Source organism: Pantoea sp. GW821-FHT03E06, assembly GCF_059420725.1.
On the sequence record NZ_JBWKUG010000001.1, the window covers coordinates 2,578,587 to 2,597,355 of the forward strand.

Consider the following 18,769-nt stretch of genomic DNA (forward strand, 5'->3'; position numbering starts at 1 on the left):
AAAAGAATAATCACTATCCCGGTAGGCAACGCGCGCAATAAATTGCGTATATGCAGGTGCGCATGAATGCGCACCCTACGAAACTTTAGGGTCGCCATTGATAATAAGCCATGAAATTACCGAGAGCACCTTCCGTAGTGGCGCAATTCATTGCGCGATAAATCGCGCCGCTACGGAAGGTGTGGTGATTTGATACGGCGCTAACCGATCGGCATTACGCCATCAACGGCGACCGCACGCCGGTAACTGACAAGAATTAAACGGCGTTATACGCCTGGGAAGAGCTGCGCGATTTGCGCATTGCGGACATATCCTGGCTGAGAATAGAGAGGCGGGATTTGATAAGGGTGCGCAGGTGGGCATCTTCTGCCAGCAGCGCCGCAAGCTGCTGCGCAGTGAGCGTTTCCGGCTCCTGCGTAAAATCGCGCTGGCATAACGCCTGCATCTGCGCTAAATAGGCACCGATCTGCTCGCTGAAGGCCGCCCACTCTTCTTTACTGGCCAACGCTTGCAGCTGCTGGTTTACCTCCTGCAGCTGCATAATCTGCACCATTATCTTATTTTGCATGGCTCACCTGACGTGCTTGCGGTTCGATGGCTTTCCACGTCTCAGACAAATCAACCATCAGCGTAATCAGGTGCGGCAACTGTTCGCCTGATTTATTGACGCTGGCTTCCAGCAGGCTGCGTGAAACGTATTCATATAAACGCTCAAGGTCGGCGGAAATCTGGCCACCGATGTCGTGGTCGAGCCCGGAACGCAGGCCGTTATCGATAATGTTGATTGCGCGTGAAATCATCTCTCCGCGGCGCGCCACGTTGCCGGTTTGGAAATAGATTTCGGCGCGGCGCATCGCATTTATCGCACCGTCAAACAGCATGGTGATGAGCTGGTGCGGCGTGGCGCCAGAAACCTGGCTATCGAGGGAAACATCAGAGTAGGCATTCTTGCCGGTTTTGCTGTACATCATTTTGTCCTGCCGGGCAGACGCGCTGCCCGGGAATTAGGGGATTAACTGTTCATCATACCGAGCAGCGCAGACTGCAGCTGGGTACTCATGTTATTCATTTCTGTCATCGCTTTATCAAGACGGATGAACTCTTTCTGGCTGCGCGCCAGGCTTTGCTTGATCAGATCTTCAATACGGCTGATCTGCTTTTCATTACGCTTATCCTGGGCCTCAATGCCTTTTTTCGCCGTGGCGATAGCGCCCTCAACTTTAGGGTAACCTTCGTTATCGCCCAGATAGGTTTTGAACAGTCCATCCATCTTGCCTTTCAGGCCTTCGGCGCCATCTTTGCCGAGGAACAGCGCTTCCACCTCTTTCGGGTTGTTTTTCAGCGCTTCTTCGAGCTTTTTGCTGTCGATGGTGAGCGTGCCCATCGTCCCGGTGCTCTCCTGGCCCGCTTTAAATTCATCAAATTTAACGCTAATGCCCAGGCTACCCAGCGAGGGGAAAACTTTGCTGATATCGCTATAGCTCCCCACTGCCGTTGATTTCAGCTGGCTGCTTAAGCGGCGCAGCGTGCCATCACCAAACAGCGCGCCGTTGTTGGGGTTTTGCTGTGCCAGCTCGCCGTCATTCTTGGTAGGCTCTTTATAAACGCTCACGCTGGAAGCAGTGCTGAGGAAGGCGTTGTACTGCTTGACGAACTCCTCAATCATGCTTTTGACTTTGGAGGTGTCGGCGGTTACCGCGAGGGTTTCAGGCTTATATTCGTTCTTTTCAATATCGCCTTCATCTTTGATAATTTCGGAGACTTCACGCAGTTCAAACGTAATGCCTTCAATGGCATCGGTAATGGTATTTGAGCTGCGTACTACAAGTTCTCCGTCAATGTACATCTTGGCGTTAAGCGCTTTGGTCATTTCTTCCATGCCGGAGGTTTTGCCTGGACCATAATCCAGCACGCCAGCCAGCGTATCATCCCCGCTAACCTCCATCTTAATCTCGCCTTCACTACCGGTTTTCTTGGAGGTGACAACCAGTTTGAACTTGCCGCCTTCCGCCGCCATCACCGTGGCGTTGACGTCTCCGTTCTGGGCATTGATCTTTTTCGCGATCTGCACCAGCGATGTCTCATCATTTTTGAGCGTCATTTCCATCGGCTGACCTTCACCGACGGTGATTTTTAAGGTGCGCGTGTCGCTGCCGTCGCCCAATTGCGCATCGTTGGTGTCCTGCGCGGCTGAACCAATTTTGTGCGACTTGGCCAACTGCGCCACCGCCACGGAGTAGCTGTTAGGAATGGCGCCTTTACCTGCGGTGGCTTTAAAGGCTTTGTTATCGCCAATGCTGACGCCATTAAAACCTTCATCCTGCAGTTTACCCAGGTTGGTTTTTAATGCGTCCAGCGAGCTGGAAATCTTGCTCCAGGCAGAGAGCTGGCCGCTATAACTGTTTTGTTTCTGTAAATAGGGGTTAAGCTTTTTACTTTCTGCGGCTTCAAGCTGGCCCAGCAGTTGTTGAATATCGAGTCCGGATCCACCCAAGCCAGAAATTGGTGCAATCGCCATAATAAGGTTCCTGTAAGCAATATAAGAAGTGTTCTTCTTTTCCCATCGGAATTTCAGGGAATAAGTTTAATTTTTTACATTCGCCGCAACAACGCTATCGTCGATAAAATACACACTTTGCCGCTTATTAAGGAATTAGCTGGCGCTAGTCGTATAATTGGCGGCATTTCTGTTGCTATTTATTGGCATTAATAAAAAATTCAAAAAAATATTTATGTGATTTTCCTGCCCACCGATGAATGGAGTATGCGCAACAACAGACGCATATTTCTCAGCAGCAGTTCTTAAAATTAACTTTATAAAGGAATTCGATCATGGCCCAGGTCATTAATACCAACTCACTGAGCTTGATGGCTCAAAACAACCTGAACAAATCACAGACTTCTCTGGGTACTGCTATCGAGCGTCTCTCTTCAGGTATGCGTATCAATAGCGCGAAAGATGATGCCGCTGGCCTTGCCATCTCTAACCGCTTCACCTCTTCTATCCGTGGCCTGACTCAGGCTGGTCGTAACGCCAACGACGGTATCTCACTGGCGCAGACCACTGAAGGCGCGCTGAACGAAGTGACCGAAAACTTGCAGCGTATCCGTGAACTGACCGTACAGGCGAAAAATGGCACCAACTCTTCTGATGACCGCGCGTCTATCCAGAAAGAGATCACCGCCCGTCTGGACGAAATCAAGCGTATCTCTGAAACCACTAACTTCAACGGCGTTAACGTGCTGGACGGTTCTAAAGATGCACTGACCATTCAGATCGGCGACAAAGATGGCCAGACCATCAACATCGACCTGACCAAAATGGACCTGGAAACCCTGAACCTGGACGACTTCGACGCTGAGTTCGCTAAGCTGCAGTCTTCTGCGGTGAAAGGTTCACAGTTCAAGGCAGCGGGTAGCCCTCTTGCTAAAGACGCTAGCATTGCAGTAGGTAAAGCTGAAGACTTCGTATTAGCTAACAGCGAAATCACCCAGATTGGTGCTAAAATTGGTCAGACAGATAATACTAAAGTCGAAGTTACAACCGTGACTGAAGGCACCAATACGCGTTTCTTCGCCACTGACACCGCGACAAACAAAACGTATGAGCTCGAGATCAGCTTCAAGGATAACCCAACCCCAGGCGATCCTTCTCTGATTAATACCGTTGCGAAAGGTGCTGAGCTGAGCGAATTGGATGCGGATGTATTGAAAAGTGGTCCAAGCGCTCTGACCAGTCTGAGCAACGTCAAAAAAGGCGGCGAGCTGACTGAAGCAGGCGGCGCGAAGTTCAAACTGGACGCGGCGAAGCTGGACGAAATTTCTAAAGCAGCATTTGGTGGCAAGGACGCGAAAACCAGCGGCATCAAAATCATCGCTGATGATAAAAACCCGAACTCTTACTACGCCGTTAGCGGAGATGAAGTCAAGAAGTTCACCATGGACACAAACGGTGCTCCGCAGATCGATGCTGCTCCAGTACGCGCAGCTGATGCTCAGGCAGTGAAAATTGCAGCGAACGATTCTCTGCTGGAAACCCTGGACGGTGCGCTGACTCAGGTCACCAACTTCCAGGCGGATCTGGGTGCGATTCAGAACCGTTTCAGCTCTATCATCGCTAACCTGAACACCACCGTGATCAACACCACTGAAGCACGTTCACGTATTCAGGATGCAGACTTCTCTGTTGAAGTTTCAGCAATGAGCCGTTCTAACATCCTGCAGCAGGCCGGTGTTTCCGTACTGTCCCAGGCTAACCAGGTTCCACAGAACGTACTGAGCCTGCTGCGTTAATAATAAAATAACGCTGTACACCTCACATTAAGTTGCACTTACATGCATCTTTTGCCCTCCCGTCGCGGAGGGCTTTTTTTTGCGTGCTGATTATGGGATTTTCCTGGTGCGCATGAATGCGCACCCTACGAAACAACCTTGGTTGATATTACCGTGCGCTGCCTAGTGCGCATTACTTCGCACCCTACGAAACGACCGTGGCTGATATTACTGGGCGCTGTCTGGTGCGCATTAATGCGCACCCTACGAAACGACCGTGCCTGATATTACCGCGCACTGCCTGGTGCGCATTAATGCGCACCCTACGAAATACCCATGCCTGATACGGCGATGCAACCTGCGAAAACGTTAATGACTGCAGGAGCACGACCTGATGGCGCAATGCATTGCGCGATAAATCGCGCCGCTACAGAAGGTGCGGTGGTGTAATACGGCGCCTAACTGCACGGCTTTACGCCATTGATGGCGACCAAGACATAAGCGCACCCATCCCCCGCACCTCAAGATGCCTTTCATTGATTAAAGGAAAACGGTTATTGAACGAATTGCGCCCATAAAAAAACCCTCCGCTGGAGGGTTTTTAATGCAACACGCGCGCAAACCTATTTAGCGCTGGCCATGGTCTTTAGCCGTTGGTGCGCTGCAGCAGCGTATTCGCCGAAGAATAAACCTCCTCAATCAGCACACTGTTATTTTGCAGCGGCGTATCGCCTTGCGCCTGCATAATGGCATCGGTAATCAGTGCGCGCAGCTCTTTCGAAGAGCGGGCGCAGCGCTGCGCCAGATTGCGTGCTTCCACGGCAAAAATGCTCTCTTCCTGATGCAGTGAGTAACTGTAAGCCCGGCTGGCAAGTTGCACCAGCGCGCCGGAACTGTCTGCAATCACCGAGGCGGCTTCCTGCAACCCCTGCAGCGTCTGCACAATGCCGGCAACGCTGTCGGCCAGCATCGCCACTCGATTGGCGTTGGCCTCCGGTGTTTGTAGCAGGCTTTCATTCTGCTGGCCAACGCGGATCGCCGCGCGCGCCATAACGGCCATCTGCTCGCCAATCTCCTGCATCAGCGGTGGCAGCTGGGCGCTTTGATCGCGCACCGCCGGCACCTCATGGCGCAGCAGGGTCGGCAACTCATCATTCATACGCGCCAGATGCAAATTGAGGCTGCGCAGCAGCGTTAAGGTCGAGACTAATACCATCACCGCCAGCGGCCACGGCTTGTGCAGCGGGATGTCGGGCCGCTCGCCAAGGCGACGCGTCGGTACATCGATGGCTAGCATCCACGGCGTTTCAACGATCGGCTGCACAATCAGCGTGTGCTCACCGCTGGCACTGCGAAAAGTGGTGTGGCGCAGCGCTTCACCGCTTTGCGCCAGCAGCGAACGTAAGGGAATCGCCATCGGCAAATCACCTTCACTGAGTGAGTGCTGACCTGCGGCACCCGCCGCATCGCCCACAATGCGGCCGGTATCTTCAACAATCCAGATACGACCGCCGAGACGATCGCTCAACTCACGCACCAGCGCATTAAAGAAGTGGCGTTCGCTACCGGAAACATCATCCAGCAAGCCATTGCCCGCCAGCGGCTTATCCAGCGTGTAACTTCTCAATGTCACCACGCTCTCGGTCACAGAGCGCTGCTGGGCCTCAACGCGATCGAGCTGGCCGCGCAGTTGCTCGGCTAACTCATCGACCTGGGAGCGCAGCCGCTCACCTTCAGACTTAATAAAGCGCGGAATAATCCCCGCCTGAACTAACACCAGCAACGTAATAAGGATAACAACCAGGATAAGTGCAAAGATCATGGAATCAATACCTGTAATACCACGGCAGCAGGACGCCGCCAGCCTGAGCCTATTTTATTACGGCTGGTGGCGGAAGCCTCGGCTAAATAGCGGATTCAAAGGGTTGATAAGCGCGCAATATTGATGTGTCAGAAGGGATAATGTGATGAAACAAGCATTTCAGAGTATTAATCCGCTAAAGCGTCCATAAATAATAACGTAAATCATAATCGGACCCGTTAAAACTCCATTAGAATTCCGCACCATTTTTGCCAACTCATTAGCGGTGAAAGAGTTTTTAGCATTGATAATGTCCAGGCAAATAGCGGACCTCAGCGGAAAGGGAGTTATGAGAAACCATTAATTAATATTAATGACATTTCTGGTAAAAAATGCGTAAGTACTGATATAATCGCGGCCGCAAATCAACTCGGACTTTTCCGATTTGTTAGTCAGTAGTGGATGGGAAGTTTGCGCATATTCATGCCACAGTGCGCGAAGCCAGTATCTATAGTTAGTAGCAGGTAGGTGCAGCCGGGTGAGTTTTATCGCAGCCAATTCTGAGTGGTCTTTGGCTGCTATCAGCGCCCGCGTTAATGTTATTAAATGCCCCTGACGCTTAATGAAAGGGGCGGCATGTTTGATTAGCAGGTGATTAATAATATTAATTGTGCCAATTCATACCCCCCATGCTGGTTGAAAAAAACAGGCTTTGGGCTTAAAAAACTGGCACCTTTTCATACGCCCCTGAAACTGGCGAAGTTGTGAACGTTAATAAAAACAATTATTAGATTGTTCCCTCTAAAAACACAGAAGAATCAATTATCTATGTTGAATCACATTGCGATCGGATCGTCAATGACGCTGGATGTACAGACGCGAACGCTGACACGGCTGTCCGACGGGGAAAGTGTTAATCTACCGGCCAGCGCCAGCCTCTGTTTACAGGCGCTGGTTGAGGCGGAAGGTGAAGTGTTATCTCAGGAGCAGCTGATGGATATCGGCTGGCGCAGTTCGGGAGTAGAAGTCACCGATAACAGTGTGCGGGTGATGATCAACAAGCTACGGCGTGCCCTACACACCCTGGCGTCACAGCAGGAGATTTCTCTGTTAGCCGTCACCCGCAGCGGTTACCGTCTGCTGATCCATGAACCCCAGGCAACACCCGCGCCTCCTTACGCTACCGATGCTCCTCCGCAACCCACTCGTGCACCGCAGGTCACGCTTTCAGAAGCGTTGCCACTTGCCGCAGTCCAGCCGAAACCCCGCAGCCAGCGGTGGCTCAGATGGAGTGCGGCAGGCTGCTGCGGCGTGATACTCGGTTTGATCGTCGCCTATACGCTGTACGGTCAGTTTATGGCCCGGCTGGATCACATCCAGTTCGTGCCCTGGAGCGGTCCCGGCGTGCCTGCCGATACGCAGGTATTCGTGCCCCAGGATCGTCAGGATCAGCAGGCGCTGATTGAGGCAACCCTGAGCACTTATGAGAATCATGTCATTAGCAAACGCCCGTTAGAAAAACCGGCGAAAGTGCTGTATATCACGCTGGGGGCCAGCCCATCGACGCATCATCAGGGCCTGATTGCCTGCCAGCAACCCTTCCAGGACGCAGAGAATGACTGTGAATCGTTCTATTTTAAAATTTATTAACCTGCCGATGCTGCTGCTGTTTATTGGCGGCTTCGCGGCGGCGATTGGTGGTTTTGTCATCCACACGATGTACACCTCACCGCTGAAATCGCAGTGCGTAATGCCGGTGTCGTTTTATGACATCAAGCAAGGCAAAGACGTGGCGCTGCTGCGCGGCAGCTACCGCAGCTACCGCGACAGCATTAGCCGTGGGCATGTCACCTTTGTCGGTAGCCTGTCGCGTTTCAGCGACGGACAGCGCGTAGGACAGCCGGTGACGGTGAATCGTGAATTGCGTTTTGAGGGCAGCATCACCCACAACCTGCTGCAGATGACCATTACCGGCCATAACCGCCGTATTGGCGACCAGAGCAGCGATGACGATGTCTCAACCTACGTCTTCCCGGCGCTGCATAATGGTGAAAGTGGTACCACTTCGCTCTATTTATTGGATGGCAAGGTGATGGCGACGGGCGTCGAAACGGTGGCGCGTATTGCCTGCATGAATTGAGGCTGGCGCGGCGATTAAAACAGCGCGAGCACTAACTCTGCTAACGTATCGAATCCCCGCTCCATCAGACGTTCAAAGAAAGGTGCCAGCGTTTGCGCCAGCAGGAACAGCGCCACCATACCGATGCTGAGCGTGAGCGGGAAGCCGATAACAAAAATGGAGAGCTGTGGCGTCAGGCGATTCAGCAGCGCCAGAATAAAGTTAATGCACAGCAGCAGCGCGATGATCGGCAGACCGAGCATTAATCCCTGGCTGAAAACCATCCCGGCGCTTTTCACCACGTAAAGCAGGCCGCCGCTGTGCAGCGGCGTTGCATCTATCGGCAGCGCATGAAAGGTTTCCGCCACGAAGGCCAGCAGCCATAAATGGCCGTTAAAGGTGAGAAACAGTAGCGTAACCAGAACGTTGAGGAAGCGCGAAATAACCGGGCTGTTGCCGCTGCTGGGGTCAAAAAAGGTCGCGAAAGAGAGGCCCATCTGCATGCCGATGATCTCCCCTGCCAAACGTACCGCGGCAAACAGCAGCTGCATGGTCAGCCCGAGCGCCGCGCCAATCAGCAATTGCTTTGCCATCACGCCAACGCCGCTCCACGAGTAAATGCCAATGCCGGCATCCGGAATGCTGGAACCCAGCAGCAGCGCAATCAATAAGGCTAAACAGAGCCGCAATCGCGCGCTCACGCTGCGCTCGCCAAACACCGGCGCCACCTGCAGCACCGCGCCAATGCGCACCATAATCAGGAAATAGTGGCTCATCCAGGCGTAGAGTTGCTCGAGCGGGATTCCAAACGCCATTAGCCAATCACAAAGGGAATGCTGGTAAATACCGTACGGGCATATTCAATAAAGATCTTCATCATCCACGGTCCTAATACCACCGCGATACCAACAATCATCAGGATTTTGGGGATGAAGGTCATGGTCATTTCATTAATCTGCGTGGCGGCTTGCAGGATACTGATGATCAAACCGGTTACCAGGGCGGCCAGCAGCAGCGGCGCGGAGATCATTAATCCCACTTTGATCGCCTGCATGCCCATCGCCATTACGCTTTCGGGAGTCATTTCCGTGTCCTTAGCTAAAGAAGCTTTGCGCCAGTGAACCGATGATCAGCTGCCAGCCGTCAACCAGCACAAACAGCATCAACTTAAACGGCAGCGCGATTGTCGTGGGCGGCACCATCATCATACCGAGCGCCATCAGGATACTGGCCACCACTAAATCGATGATCAGGAACGGAATAAAGATGGTGAAGCCAATCTGGAAGGCAGTTTTCAGTTCGCTAGTGACAAAAGCGGGCACCAGAATACTGAGCGGCACCTCTTCAGGCGTGGCGATGTTCTCTTTTTTGGCGATAGTGGCAAACATCGCCAGGTCACGTTCACGCGTCTGATCCAGCATAAATCCGCGCAGCGGTTTCACCCCTTCAGTCAGCGCCTCCTCCATGGAAATCGCATTGCTCTGCAGCGGCAGCCAGGCTTTGTCATAGATTTGGTTGAACACCGGCGACATCACAAAGAAAGTGAGAAACAGCGCCAGACCGACAATCACCTGATTCGGCGGCGCCGTGGGCGTGCCGAGCGCATTACGCAGCAGGCCGAACACGATAACGATGCGGGTGAAACCGGTCATCATCAGCAACACGCCGGGGATAAAGGTAAAGCCACTCAACAGCACCAGCGTTTGCACCGGCAGTGACCAGCCCTCTTCGCCCGTTGGACGTGCGAGAGTGATATCGCTGTTGGCCGCCAGCGCGCTGACGACGGGCAATAGTAGCCCGGCGGCCAGCAACAGCAGCTGACCGGATTGACGACGTTTCATTAGCGGTTTTCCTTGCGGTATTTCTGCAGGAAAGATTCCAGCATGTGCGGGAAGGAGTTGCTGGCCGGTGGCGTAGCAGCAGGTTCGGTTTCCGGACGCGGTTGCGTGTTCAGGCAGGCGATCTGCGTGGCGGTGACGCCCAGCACCAGACGCTGATCGCCGACATCCACCAGCACCAGGCGTTCACGGTTGCCGAGCGACTTGGTCGCCACCAGCGTCATTACATTTTGGCTGTCGTGTAAGCGACGGGAAAGACCGCTGCGCCGCACAATCCAGGCCAGGATCACCATGGCGAGAATAATCAGCGCCAGCGCACCGGTCACCGTCATCAGTACAGAGTCGGTCGCCAATACGTCGCTGGCAGGTGCAGCCTGGACAAGCGGGGCAGCGGTATTCATTAGCGGCTCAAACGATGCATGCGTTCAGAAGGCGTAATAATATCGGTGATACGGATACCGAATTTATCGGAGACCACCACCACTTCGCCCTGCGCAATTAAATAACCATTAATCAGAATATCCAGCGGCTCACCGGCCAGACCATCCAGCGAGACCACCGAACCCTGGCTTAAACGCAGCAGTTCTTTAATGGTCATCTTGGTACGGCCCAATTCCACGGTCATTTTTACCGGAATATCGAGGATCAGATTCATGTCATCTGAAAACGGAGAGCTCGCCATGTGTTCGCTTATTCCCGCCGAGTGTTGCTCGCTCAGTGCGTCACCCCAAAGGTTGTCGATACTCTCTTCACCGCCTGACGAGTTGTTCATATCACTCATAGGGAAATTAGTCCTTAGTTAATGATGATAATGCTGGCTGAACCATCTGTTCGACCTTTAGAGCATATTGATTATTTACGGAGCCATATTTCGCTTTCAGCACCGGCACGTTGCCGACGCTGGCTTCAATAAGCTCTTGTTTGTCGAAGGCAATGACATCACCTTTCTTCATTTGCATCACATTCGAAAGCCGCGTTTCCACACCCGCAAAGCTGGCAACCAGCTCCAGCTGGGTTTCACGCATCTGACTGGCAAGTAATCCGCGCCAGTTAGCATCTTCATAACGTGAGTTATCCATCGGCGGATTACTCAGCAATTCACGTAAAGGCTCAATCGAACTGAAAGGAATACAGATATTAAATTCGCCACGATGTGAACCAATTTCCACCGAGAACGGTGTGGTCACCACCACATCATTGGGCGACGAGGTGATATTGGTAAACTTCACCTGAATTTCAGAGCGAATGTATTCCGTTTTAATTTTATAGATGGTGCTCCAGGCGAATTCATAAGCTTCACGCGCCATTGACAGCATGCGATGAATAACGCGCTGTTCGGTCGGGGTAAATTCCCGCCCGTCGGCCTTGGTGGGGAAACGGCCATCGCCACCAAACAGATTGTCCACCGCCATAAACACCAGCCCTGGCGAAAACGCCATCAGCGAGGTGCCGCGCAGCGGATTCAGATGCAGCAGATTCAGGTTGGTCGGCACCGGCAGGTTACGGGCAAACTCATGGTATGGCTGAATCTGAATATTGCCCGCAGTGATATCCGGGCTACGGCGCAGTAAATTAAACAGTCCCATACGGAACTGTCGGGCAAAGCGTTCATTAATTATTTCTAGCGAATGAAGTCGTTCACGAATTACCCGGCGTTGCGTATGCGGATCGTAGGGTTTTATGCCCCCGTCCACTTCGCCACCGGCATTTTCGTTGCTGCTACCGCTATCGGCATTAAGCAGCTGATCAATTTCATCCTGTGATAAGAAGCTATCCACCATAATATTTACCGCAGAATAAATTCATTAATTAAAATATCGGTAGGTTTCACCGCCAGGTTTTTACCGATGGGCTTTGCCATCTCTTCTTTCAAACTTGCAATCAGCTGCGTCTTGCCTTCATCGGTGGATAACGCTTCATAGGTCTGCTGGGTTAATAACATAAACAGACGACTGCGATATTCCGGCAAATATTTTTCCAGCAGCAGCAGCGATGGCTGATCGGCCACGCGCACCGATATGCCAATAAATAACACGCGATCGGCTTCATTGCTGGTTGGCTTAAGGCTGACGGTAAAGGTATTCAGCGATAAATAAAGCGGATTAATTTCTACCGCCGGCTGGACGACTTCTGCCTGCTCAGCCTCTTCCGTCACCGGTTTAGCTGACTTCATTTGCCAGAATAAATATCCCGCCGCGCTACAGGCGGCGACGGTAATTAGCAACAACAGGGGAACCAGCAGCGAGCGTGATTTTCCACCCTGCGTGGCATTTTGCTTTTTCTTACTCATTGATTGTTAGCTCTAAAATAAAGAAAGACGGTTCACAGCCCTGTCATTCGCATGGCCGGTATTGTAGTCCAGGTTATCCGCTGAATAATCAGGCGATAAAATTTCATACATGAAGCTATTTCAGCACTTCAGGCAAAGGTATTGATTCCGTGGATATTTCCCGCGGTTTGGTTGATCACAACAGGCGAAGTTTCTTCTTCTACGCTGTTTTCATCCCCCTGCTGCGGTGCCGGATGCTGATTTTCTGACGATTCGCCCTGCGCACCTGCGCCGGCATAGGGGTTATCAGCGCTGACGCTCGCCTGCGAAAGCTGCAATCCTGATTCCGCCATGGCGGCACGCAGCTGCGGCATCGCCTGCTCCAGAGCATGACGTACCTGCGCATGTTCACTGACGATATGAATCTGCGCCTGCTCCTGATGCAAACGCAGGCTGATCTGTAACGAGCCCAGCTCTTCAGGATGAAGACGAATTTCGGCGTTGTGCACGCCGTTACGGCTGAACATCACAATCTGCTGGCTAACTGCCTGCTTCCATTCGGGTGTTTGCGGCGCATAAGGCACGGTAGCGACGGCGCTGATGCTAACGTTGTTACGGACAGGCGCGGATACGGGAGCCGCCACTGCGGCTACCACGCTGGCTTCATTGCCAGGCAGCGTCTCGCTGTGCTGTGGCGCGGCACTGCTGCTGGCGATCATAGAAGCCAGAGAAGGCTCTTTGCCCGGTCCGGGTGTCTTCGTCTCGGTAGCGGCGGCTTTTGCCAATGCGCCAAACGCTTCGGTTAACGGCGCGGGGTCTTTTGCGGCCTTCACGGTGATGCCATTATCCGCTGCCGAGGCAACGTTGTGGCTCACCAGCTGCTGCAGCTGCCATTGTGGATTACCCGGCACCAGCGTTTCGAGCAGCGCCAGCGGGTCTGCTTCCCGCTCAGCCTGCTCCACCAGCGTCTCGCCCTGTTGCGGTACGAGGCTGTCCAGCGCGGCGGCGAGATCGCTGGGCAACGCGTCACTCAGTTCTACTGGCAACACGGCTGCCTCGAGCTCGGGCATCAGATCGGCAAGGGCCACATCGCCAGGCAATAGCATCGCTGGCCCCGTCGGCAATGCGGTGTGCACCAGGCCCAGGTTCTGCAGCTTATCGTCCAGGGCGACAGCAAAGTCCGCGCCGGTAAATTTCCCTTTCGCTGGCAGCAGATCTGCACCGCCGCTGAGCAGTGCAGTAACGTCAATATTCATAGTCTCTCTCGTTTCTGTCCGGCCCGTTGGGCGAACTCATCCATCAACTTCTGTTCCTGCCGTGTTTCCACCTGAGCACGCGCGGTTTCACGTCGCACAATCAAGGTTTCAAACGCGTTCAAGCGCTGTTTGTCATGCACCCAGCTGGCCTTTGCTTGATCCACCGCCTTTTCACAGCGGTTAACGTGGGTAGCGTGCTGCTTCACCACCTGGTTAAGGGATAAAACAAAGGATTGGTGATTCACCAGATCGGCCATCGACATGCCGCGCTCCATCATTCCCTGGCGCAGCGAGTGCTGATACTCCCGCTCATAGTGCTGTAACTGCTCATGCTGCTGAACCGCATCCTGCAAGCGCTGCTGCACGCCACCCAACGCGCGAGTGGTATCCGTCAGCTTCTCTTCTGCCATATCCCGCAGCAGGGTCATCGGGTTTTTTACCTTCATCAGCTTATTCCGTTAGGGTGGGAAACAGGTGGTTCAGCGCGCCGATCGCTTCGTCATAGCCGCTGCGTTCATGGATGGCCTGATGGAGAAAGGCCTCCAGGTCCGGATATTGGCTAATCGCCTGGTCGAGCAAGGGATCGCTGCCTTTTACATAGGCACCTACACTGACCAAATCGCGGTTACGTTGATAGGCAGAGAGCAGCTGTTTAAAACGCTGCACTTTGCGGTACTGCGCGTGCGGGATCAGTTCGGTCATGGCACGACTGATCGACGCTTCAATATCAATCGCAGGATAATGCCCCTGCTCTGCCAGCCGGCGCGACAGGACGATATGGCCATCCAGAATGGCGCGCGCCGAATCGGCAATCGGATCTTGCTGGTCGTCGCCTTCGGTCAGAACGGTGTAGAACGCGGTGATGGAACCGCCGCCAGGCATACCGTTACCGGTGCGCTCAACCAGCGCGGGCAAACGGGCAAAGACCGACGGTGGATACCCTTTGGTCGCCGGTGGCTCACCAATGGCCAGCGCCACTTCACGCTGCGCCATGGCGTAACGCGTCAGGGAATCCATAATCAGCAGCACGTTCATGCCCCGATCGCGGAAATCTTCGGCGATGCGCGTCGCGTAAACGGCACCCTGCATGCGCAGGATCGGCGAGACATCGGCAGGCGCGGCAATCACCACCGCGCGCTCACGTCCCTCTTCACCGAGAATGTTCTCGATAAAATCTTTCACTTCACGGCCACGTTCACCAATCAGCCCCACCACGATCACATCGGCGGTGGTGAAGCGTGCCATCATGCCTAGCAGCACACTCTTACCCACGCCCGATCCGGCGAACAGGCCCATACGCTGGCCACGACCGACCGTCAGCAGGCCGTTGATGGCGCGTACGCCCACGTCCAGCACGGTTTTAATAGGATCGCGATGGAGCGGGTTGAGTACCGGCGTGAACAGGCTGGCGGCTGGTTTACCGGCCGGTGGACGACCATCCAGCGGCCGCCCTTGCGCATCCAGCACGCGGCCTAACAGGTGCGGCCCAACCGGCAGCTGTTTGCCCTGGCTGGTATCGGCTTCGGGCGCGTACACGCGTGCGCCGGGCAGAATGCCATCTACCTGCTCAAGCGGCATCAGGTAGAGCGTGGAGCCGTTAAAGCCCACCACTTCGCTCTCTACCGCGCTAATGCCCTGACTGGTGCGACGCTCAACAACGCACAGCGCGCCAATCGGCAGTTTGAGCCCAACGGCTTCCATCACCAGACCGGTGGCGCGCGTGAGTTTGCCGTACTGGCGGAAACAGGGCATGTCGCCCAGCTTCTCTTCCACGCGATCCAGCGCATGCAGCCAGTTTTTCAACTGCTGACTCATTGTGACAGCTCCTCGCGCGCCAGCTGGCACAGCGCCTGCCAGCGTGTTTCCAGGCTGGCATCAAACTCCACTTCCGGCGAGATGATGCGGCAGCCGCCGGGGGCCAGCTGCGCATCGCTGTGCAGCTCCCATCCCAGCTGCGCCAGGGTGTCACCCATGGCGGCGGCGACATTCTGCCGATCGTCTGGATGCACGTAGAGTTGCATGGTGCCGTGCAGCAGCGCGTCCTGTTTCATCAGGTTGCGGATCTGCTTCAGCAGCGCCGTGTTGTCCGCCACGCTGGCCGATCCGTACAGCTGCTGCACCGCCATTAATGAAAGCTGCACCAGACGCCCCGGCACCAGGCTCTCCAGGCTGTCCATCGCCAGTTTAAAATTGCTGACCCAGCCCTCGGCCTGACGCAGCAGCTGTTGCTGCTGGGCGACGGCATCGGCTTTGCCCTGCGCCAGTCCGGCTTCGCGGCCTTCGCGTACGCCCGCGTCAAAACCCTGCTTGCGGCCCTCCTCCTGACCACTGCTTAGCCCCTGCTGATATCCCTGCTGTTCGGCCTGCTTGCGCAAGCGGGCCAGTTCGGCCTGAATGTCCTGTTCGCTTTGAAGGCTATCCAGCGTTGGCAGCGGTGCGGCCACGGCGCTGGTATCACTCAGCAGGTTATCAGGCTGCCAGCTGCGCCATTCCGTGCCGCTGGCCTGCTCAAACTTTTTATCAAACGTAGGCATCGTCGCTGCCTCCGATGATGATTTCGCCAGTTTCGGCCAGGCGGCGCACCACGTTGAGGATGGTTTTCTGCTCCGCTTCCACCTGCGACAGGCGTACCGGTCCGCGCGACAGTAAATCTTCTTTCATCAGATCCGCCTGACGACGCGACATATTGAAGAAGAATTTCTCGCGCAGCGGTTCGTCGGCCCCTTTCAGCGCAATCAGCAGGGTTTCGTTCTCGATCTCCTGCAACAGGCGCTGGATGCTGCGATCTTCCACTTCGACCAGGTTTTCGAACAGGAACATCTCGTCGATGATCTTCTGCGCCAGTTCGCCATCGAACTCACGCACGGCCTCAATGGCCAGCTCTTCCTGCTGCGATTTCATCAGGTTGAGAATCTCTGCGGCAGGTCGTACCCCGCCCATTTTGCTGCGTTTGAGATTCTGACCGTGCAACAGGTTATTCAGCACTTCGGTCAGCTCCTGCAGCGCAGCTGGCTGAACGCCGCCGAAGGTGGCAATACGCAACATAATGTCGTTACGTTCGCGATCTTCGAATTTGCCCAGTACATCAGCGGCCTGGTTGCGCTTAAGGTGCACGAGGATGGTGGCGATGATCTGCGGATGCTCTTCGCGGATCAGGTCAAACACCGACTGCGGCTCCATAAAGTTCAGCGTTTCGATACCGTTGGTGCCCTGATGGGTATCCAGCAGATCTTCCAGCAGCGAGGTCGCGCGCTCTTCGCCCAGCGCCTTAACCAGCACGCTGCGCAGATAATCGTTGGTGTTGAGGCTGAGCGCAGCGTACTCGGTTGAGTCTTTCTTGAACTCACGCAGTACCGCAGCCATCTGGTCATGGGTGAATCCCGCCATGTTGACCATAGAGCTACTGATCTGCTTTACCTCATGGGCATTGAGATGCTTAAACACCTCAGCCGCCAGTTCATCGCCCAGCGTCAGCATGACAATGGCGCTTTTATCTGAGGCCTTCATTTAGTGTGTTCCTTATTCATCCACTGACGGATAACCAGAGCAATGACGCGTGGCTCCTGCTCCGCCAGTTCACGCAGCTGTTGGCTGTTGATTTCGGTATCGACGCGCTGCTGCGCCCGATCGCTGGCTTCCTTCTCGGCGGCACGTTTTTTCGCCGCAATCTCTTCCTGACGCGTCTCTTTTTCAATCTCAAGACGGCGCAAGGTGATCTCGTGGTGGCGCAGCCACGCTGGCTGAACCAGCTTGCGCCACATCACCCAGGCAATAAGCGCAATCATCAAATAGCGGGCCAGCGTCATCATCAGTGACTGGAATCGCTCTTGCTTCCAGATCGGCGGCAGCGGCTCTTCCACAATGCCGTTGAACGGCGAGTTCATGATATTGACGCTGTCGCCACGGCTTTCGCTGTAGCCGATCGCCTCTTTCACCAGCGCGCTAATGCGCGTCAGCTCCGCCTCACTCAGCGGCTGCACTTTGCCCTCTTCGCCCTGCGGTAGATGGTTAATCACCACCGCGACCGAAAGACGTTGAATGCTGCCCATGTTGGACTTGATGTGCGTCAGCGTGCGATCCAGCTCGAAGTTGGTGGTTTCGTCACTGCGGTTGTTAAAAGGCTGTCCGCTGCTGGCAGGCGTGGACGTTGACGTCGTGGTGCTATTCGCATTGGTGCCTTTCTTCGCCTCCGCTGCCGCCGTGTTCAGCGGTTGGGTAATCGGTGCCGACGCCGGCGTTGGTGGCGAGTTGCTCAGCGCACCAGGCACGCCGCCGGTGGTGCGACCATTGCCCTGCTCAGCAAGGCTGGCCTGACGGCTACGAATCGCCATTTTTTGTGGATCGGCGTTCGGCTGATACTGTTCCTGCGTTTGCTCTTGCTGGGTGAAATCAAGCTGCGCGGTGACCTGTGCACGCACATTACTGTCGCCTACCAGCGGCGCCAGGATGCGCTGGATGCGCTGCTGATAATCATTTTCCAGTTCACTGGTATATTTCAGCTGTGAAGTTTGTAAGCCACCCACGCCACGTTGCGTCAGCAGATTGCCACGCTGATCGACAATGGTGACGTTCTCTGCGGTCAAACCCGTGACCGCACTGGAGATCAGATGGGTGATCGCCACCACCTGCCCTTCATCCAGCGTCCGGCCTTTAATCAGGTTGACGGTCACCGATGCCGTTGGCAGCTTTTGGTCGCGCACAAACATCGAGGGTTTCGGTACCGCTAGATGTACACGCGCCAGCTGGATAGGACCGAGGTTTTCGATGGTGCGAGCCAGTTCGCCTTCCAGCGCGCGCTGGTAATTCACCTGCTCGCTGAACTGGCTGGTGCCGAATTTCTCCTGGTCCATCAGCTCAAAGCCTACCTCGCCACCTTTCGGCAGCCCCTGCTGCGCCAGCTTCATGCGCACTTCATGCACCTGGGCTTCCGGCACCATAATCACCCCGCCCGGTGTATCAATGCGATACGGGACGTTGAGCTGAGACAGCTGCGCGACAATGGCACCGCCATCCTCATCGCTGATGTTGCTAAACAACACTTTATAGTCCGGCTCTTTCGCCCAGAACATCAGCGCGATAATCACTGACAATGCCGCGGCGGCGCAAATCACCAATAGCAATTTCGGGCTGCTGCGCAGCCATGATATTGCCGATTTAAATTGCTCAGCCGGGTTGTTGGTTAAATCATTCAATGTGGCACTCATGCCTGATCCT

The 18,769-nt window shown here is 54.5% G+C and carries 20 protein-coding genes; 3 read left to right on the forward strand and 17 right to left on the reverse strand.

Translation table 11 applies throughout. From position 1 onward, the window contains the following. Window positions 1–256: 256 nt before the first annotated feature. The 3 genes from AC07WB_RS12110 to fliD are packed head-to-tail and all read right to left on the reverse strand — an operon-like array spanning window position 257 to window position 2,518. Window positions 257–568 carry a flagellar protein FliT gene (locus AC07WB_RS12110; protein ID WP_494940571.1) on the reverse strand — a complete coding sequence of 104 codons (312 nt, stop codon included), beginning with the start codon at window positions 566–568 and terminating at the stop codon, window positions 257–259. Continuing rightward, on the reverse strand, window positions 558–968 hold the full coding sequence (gene fliS, locus AC07WB_RS12115; protein ID WP_400457109.1) for a flagellar export chaperone FliS: 411 nt from the start codon (window positions 966–968) through the stop codon (window positions 558–560). Before fliS ends, AC07WB_RS12110 begins: the two co-directional genes overlap by 11 nt. Before the next feature lie 44 nt (window positions 969–1,012). After that, on the reverse strand, window positions 1,013–2,518 hold the full coding sequence (gene fliD / locus AC07WB_RS12120; RefSeq protein ID WP_494940572.1) for a flagellar filament capping protein FliD: 1,506 nt from the start codon (window positions 2,516–2,518) through the stop codon (window positions 1,013–1,015). Between the two features lie 314 nt (window positions 2,519–2,832). Here fliD and AC07WB_RS12125 point away from each other — a divergent pair, with 314 nt between their 5' ends. After that, the gene (locus AC07WB_RS12125; protein WP_494940573.1) at window positions 2,833–4,293 is read left to right on the forward strand and encodes a FliC/FljB family flagellin; all 1,461 of its coding nucleotides are present in this window, start codon (window positions 2,833–2,835) and stop codon (window positions 4,291–4,293) included. A 625-nt stretch (window positions 4,294–4,918) separates the two neighbouring features. Here AC07WB_RS12125 and AC07WB_RS12130 read toward each other — a convergent pair. Further along, window positions 4,919–6,094 carry a chemotaxis protein gene (locus AC07WB_RS12130; RefSeq protein WP_097096819.1) on the reverse strand — a complete coding sequence of 392 codons (1,176 nt, stop codon included), beginning with the start codon at window positions 6,092–6,094 and terminating at the stop codon, window positions 4,919–4,921. Window positions 6,095–6,901: 807 nt separating this feature from the next. Here AC07WB_RS12130 and AC07WB_RS12135 point away from each other — a divergent pair. Both AC07WB_RS12135 and AC07WB_RS12140 read left to right on the forward strand, forming a co-directional pair. Beyond that, the gene (locus tag AC07WB_RS12135; RefSeq protein WP_494940574.1) at window positions 6,902–7,723 is read left to right on the forward strand and encodes a winged helix-turn-helix domain-containing protein; all 822 of its coding nucleotides are present in this window, start codon (window positions 6,902–6,904) and stop codon (window positions 7,721–7,723) included. Continuing rightward, on the forward strand, window positions 7,689–8,213 hold the full coding sequence (locus tag AC07WB_RS12140; protein WP_400456313.1) for a hypothetical protein: 525 nt from the start codon (window positions 7,689–7,691) through the stop codon (window positions 8,211–8,213). The genes AC07WB_RS12135 and AC07WB_RS12140 overlap by 35 nt, the downstream gene beginning before the upstream one ends. Window positions 8,214–8,227: 14 nt before the next feature. Here AC07WB_RS12140 and fliR read toward each other — a convergent pair whose 3' ends face one another. From fliR to fliF, 13 genes are all read right to left on the reverse strand, one after another. After that, window positions 8,228–9,007, reverse strand: coding sequence for a flagellar biosynthetic protein FliR (fliR, locus tag AC07WB_RS12145; protein ID WP_345829151.1), 780 nt, complete (start codon window positions 9,005–9,007; stop codon window positions 8,228–8,230). Beyond that, on the reverse strand, window positions 9,007–9,276 hold the full coding sequence (gene fliQ, locus AC07WB_RS12150) for a flagellar biosynthesis protein FliQ (RefSeq protein WP_097096815.1): 270 nt from the start codon (window positions 9,274–9,276) through the stop codon (window positions 9,007–9,009). Before fliQ ends, fliR begins: the two co-directional genes overlap by 1 nt. 10 nt (window positions 9,277–9,286) lie before the next feature. Next, window positions 9,287–10,033, reverse strand: a complete 747-nt coding sequence (gene fliP, locus AC07WB_RS12155) for a flagellar type III secretion system pore protein FliP (RefSeq protein ID WP_345829150.1) — start codon at window positions 10,031–10,033, stop codon at window positions 9,287–9,289. Continuing rightward, on the reverse strand, window positions 10,033–10,431 hold the full coding sequence (fliO, locus tag AC07WB_RS12160) for a flagellar biosynthetic protein FliO (protein ID WP_345829149.1): 399 nt from the start codon (window positions 10,429–10,431) through the stop codon (window positions 10,033–10,035). Before fliO ends, fliP begins: the two co-directional genes overlap by 1 nt. Next, window positions 10,431–10,811 carry a flagellar motor switch protein FliN gene (fliN, locus tag AC07WB_RS12165; protein WP_097096812.1) on the reverse strand — a complete coding sequence of 127 codons (381 nt, stop codon included), beginning with the start codon at window positions 10,809–10,811 and terminating at the stop codon, window positions 10,431–10,433. Before fliN ends, fliO begins: the two co-directional genes overlap by 1 nt. A 7-nt stretch (window positions 10,812–10,818) precedes the next feature. Then, window positions 10,819–11,811, reverse strand: coding sequence for a flagellar motor switch protein FliM (fliM, locus tag AC07WB_RS12170; RefSeq protein ID WP_400456320.1), 993 nt, complete (start codon window positions 11,809–11,811; stop codon window positions 10,819–10,821). A 5-nt stretch (window positions 11,812–11,816) separates the two neighbouring features. Next, entirely contained in the window at window positions 11,817–12,320 is a 504-nt protein-coding gene (locus AC07WB_RS12175) for a flagellar basal body-associated FliL family protein (protein WP_400456322.1), read from the reverse strand. 128 nt (window positions 12,321–12,448) lie between these two features. After that, complete coding sequence (locus tag AC07WB_RS12180; protein ID WP_097096809.1) at window positions 12,449–13,555, reverse strand: flagellar hook-length control protein FliK; 1,107 nt, start codon at window positions 13,553–13,555, stop codon at window positions 12,449–12,451. Continuing rightward, a complete protein-coding gene (fliJ, locus tag AC07WB_RS12185) occupies window positions 13,552–14,001 on the reverse strand; it encodes a flagellar export protein FliJ (RefSeq protein ID WP_097096808.1) in 450 nt (149 codons plus the stop codon). Before fliJ ends, AC07WB_RS12180 begins: the two co-directional genes overlap by 4 nt. A gap of 4 nt (window positions 14,002–14,005) precedes the next feature. Continuing rightward, window positions 14,006–15,370, reverse strand: coding sequence for a flagellar protein export ATPase FliI (gene fliI / locus AC07WB_RS12190; protein ID WP_494940575.1), 1,365 nt, complete (start codon window positions 15,368–15,370; stop codon window positions 14,006–14,008). Further along, window positions 15,367–16,089, reverse strand: coding sequence for a flagellar assembly protein FliH (locus AC07WB_RS12195; RefSeq protein WP_097096806.1), 723 nt, complete (start codon window positions 16,087–16,089; stop codon window positions 15,367–15,369). Before AC07WB_RS12195 ends, fliI begins: the two co-directional genes overlap by 4 nt. Beyond that, a complete protein-coding gene (fliG, locus tag AC07WB_RS12200; RefSeq protein ID WP_097096805.1) occupies window positions 16,076–17,062 on the reverse strand; it encodes a flagellar motor switch protein FliG in 987 nt (328 codons plus the stop codon). The genes AC07WB_RS12195 and fliG overlap by 14 nt, the downstream gene beginning before the upstream one ends. After that, window positions 17,059–18,759, reverse strand: a complete 1,701-nt coding sequence (fliF, locus tag AC07WB_RS12205) for a flagellar basal-body MS-ring/collar protein FliF (RefSeq protein ID WP_494940576.1) — start codon at window positions 18,757–18,759, stop codon at window positions 17,059–17,061. Before fliF ends, fliG begins: the two co-directional genes overlap by 4 nt. Window positions 18,760–18,769: the final 10 nt, after the last annotated feature.